The sequence below is a fragment of the Dethiosulfatibacter sp. genome (genome assembly GCF_983023055.1).
In genome coordinates this window covers 2,572-5,052 of record NZ_CEZJXU010000162.1, presented here as the reverse complement: position 1 = coordinate 5,052, position 2,481 = coordinate 2,572, and the positions used below count along the sequence as shown (strand labels likewise).

General features: G+C 37.0%; 2 protein-coding genes. One reads left to right on the top strand and one right to left on the bottom strand.

Annotated features, from left to right (window positions below; genetic code table 11):
- Window positions 1-801, bottom strand: an 801-nt coding sequence (locus AC3AX0_RS06970) for a DUF3887 domain-containing protein (protein WP_487549585.1), incomplete at its 3' end; no start/stop codon positions are given.
- A gap of 350 nt (window positions 802-1,151) precedes the next feature.
- Here AC3AX0_RS06970 and AC3AX0_RS06965 point away from each other — a divergent pair.
- Window positions 1,152-2,414, top strand: coding sequence for a Glu/Leu/Phe/Val family dehydrogenase (locus tag AC3AX0_RS06965; RefSeq protein WP_487549584.1), 1,263 nt, complete (start codon window positions 1,152-1,154; stop codon window positions 2,412-2,414).
- Window positions 2,415-2,481 lie beyond the last annotated feature (67 nt).

Here is a 2,481-nt window from a genome sequence, read left to right as displayed (position 1 = left end):
ACCTTCAGGCAGCTTCTCTTCACTAAATGTATAGAGACTGAAGTTGAGTCCTGCAATATTTCCATATACATCGAAAACTACATTCATATTATAGTTTTGCTCTTCAAATAGAGTGCCTATGGCGACTATTTTGTAAAGGCCCTGTTCTTTGACTTCGTTTCCATTGAAGTTTATGAATTCTCCTGAAGTCTTCTTAAGTTCCACAAACATATTTTCATATTCTTCAGGACTTAATAGTTCCTTCATTTTCTTGTCGTGAGGATGCTTGTTGTATCCATTGATATAATTGCCGCTCAGAAGATCATTGAGGTAGTTTGTTGCCATTTCAATGAGCTTATTATTAGAAAGGTTTGCTGGTTCATCAAATCCAAAGGTGTATTCAGAAAAGTTCATTCCTGCTAGCTGTCCCTTCTTGTCGAAGACAACATTGACATTCAAGGCTCCTGATTCGAAGAGTATGCCGGAGGTAAAGATTATATAGTCTCCCTTGATTTGCGTATCTGATCCCTTGAATTCCTTAAATTCACCATGCTGTTCGTAGACGTCATCTATAATACTTTTATATTTTTCAGGGTCCACAGCATTTTTCATTGCGCTGTCATGGGGATAATTAGTATAGGCTTCTTCATATTTTCCGGAGAAGAGATCTTTTAGATAATTCATACCTGTTTCTTTTACATATTTATCGTCTGCAACGAAATCTACTGTCGTATCATCAGGAACGTCCGGTGTTTCAGACTTTTTACATGAGGTTGAGAATAGAATAATAAGGCATAATAGCAGTAAAAATGGTTTTTTCATGTGGTCCTCCTTCAAATGTTGTCTTTGCGTCGGTTTCCTACGTTTTATTATATAATAAAACCAGCTTATTAAAAAGGTGCTTATATATATATAAAGGAAGAAAAAAACAAATATTCATCTCATAGTCACTAATGCAACAGAAATAGGGAAGGCTGAATCAAAAACTGCAGGCGAAATTGCAAATCCTAGGGTTCAGGGTCCAATTGTTACAAATTCTTAACAAGATAATCGTTTTCCCTATATCCACACTTTTTCAATTGTGTTACTATTGCAATGAAGTTAAGTTGACGAAATATTGATTTAAACATAAAAAAACAAATTTAAATTATGAATTTATGGAGGAAACAAAAATGGCAGAAAAAACTTTAAACCCGTTCGAAATTGTTCAATCGCAAATCAAGGAAGCATGTGATGCTTTAGGAGAAACGCAAGAAGTATATGAGATGCTTAAGCAACCTAAGAGTTGTATAGAAGTTTCTATACCTGTAAGAATGGATAATGGCGAACTTAAAATATTTGAAGGTTTCAGATCACTTCACAACGATGCAGTTGGTCCTGGAAAAGGCGGAATCAGATTCCACCAAAACGTATCTAGAGATGAAGTTAAAGCTCTTTCAGCTTGGATGACATTCAAGTGCGGTGTTGCAGGAATACCTTACGGTGGTGGAAAAGGTGGAATCATTGTTGATCCTAGAGGAATGTCTCAGGGAGAAATCGAGAGAATGTCTAGAAAATTCGTTGAGCGTATTGAGCCAATGATTGGTGAAAAAACTGATGTTCCAGCTCCAGACGTAAATACTAGCCCTCAGACTATGGCTTGGATGGTAGATGAGTACTGCAAGCTTAAAGGAGAGCGAACAATTGGTGTATTCACAGGAAAGCCTCTTGAAATTGGTGGATCTCTTGCCAGATTTGAAGCTACTGGATACGGTGTTGCTCTTATGATGAAGGAAGCATTCAGAGTTAAGAACATAGATATGAAGGGTGCTACGGTTTCTGTTCAAGGTTTTGGTAATGTTGGAAGATTTGCTGCACTTTATGCACAGCAATGGGGTGCTAAGGTAGTGGCTGTATCTGACGTTTCTTGCGCACTTGTTAACGAAGACGGTCTTGATATAGAAGCTCTATATGAGTATGTAAATGCAAGTGAAAACGACAACATGATTAAAGGATTTGAAGGAGCTAAAGAGCTTGACAGAGATGGAATTTATGACGTTAAAGTTGATCTTTTCGCTCCATGTGCTCTTGAAAACTCAATTACTTCTGAAACTGTTAAGCGTGTAGATGCTCAAATAGTTGTTGAAGGAGCTAACGGACCTACAACTCCAGAAGCTGATAAAGCCTTGAGTGATAGAGGAATTCTAGTAGTACCAGACATACTTTCAAACGGTGGTGGAGTTATGGTATCATACTTTGAGTGGGTACAAAACCTTCAAGGATACTACTGGTCATTTGATGAAGTTCAAGAAAAGCAAGAAGTTAAAATGATTAAAGCATTCAATGACATCTACAACCTAATGGAAGAAAAACAGGTGACAATGAGAGTTGCTGCATTCATGATGTCCATCAAGCGTGTTGCAGATGCAATGAGAATCAAAGGATGGGTTAAGTAATCCAGATTTAAATATAGTATAATTGAAAACACCTCTTACATAAAAATGTAAGAGGTGTTTTCATATT